General features: G+C 34.1%; 1 protein-coding gene. It reads right to left on the bottom strand.

Going from position 1 to position 337, the window contains the following annotated elements; all coding sequences use genetic code 11:
- The coding region (locus H4J75_RS19800) for a hypothetical protein (protein ID WP_182223080.1) at window positions 1–190 on the bottom strand (190 nt) is incomplete at its 3' end.
- Window positions 191–337 lie beyond the last annotated feature (147 nt).

Raw genomic sequence — 337 nt, 5'->3', positions numbered from 1 at the left:
GGCACTCTGGCATAATTAATTTTTTATCTGCAATTTGAAGAGTTAATGATTTAAGATCAAATGATGCAGGTTCATATTTCTGCGGAAGACCAATTAAAGCTCCATCATCTTGGATTTTAACCCCAGTATCTTTATGAGCAAATAAAAAAGAACTATAAAATATCGATAATACTATCAAAGTTAACCGCATTCTGAAAACACCTAACGCCCATATTAAGCGGCGAATAATAGTTGGCTAAAATAGTGAGGAACGAACGACAGCCAACTGTTATTTGTCCGTTTGAATTGCTTGTTAGCAGAAGCGTTAATTAAGAACACTTAAACCAACAAACACATA

Origin of the sequence: Colwellia sp. BRX10-1, assembly GCF_014077545.1 — a bacterium.
Lineage (GTDB): Bacteria > Pseudomonadota > Gammaproteobacteria > Enterobacterales > Alteromonadaceae > Colwellia_A.
The sequence above is the reverse complement of the archived record's forward strand: the minus strand, read 5'-3'. Positions and strand labels throughout refer to the sequence as shown.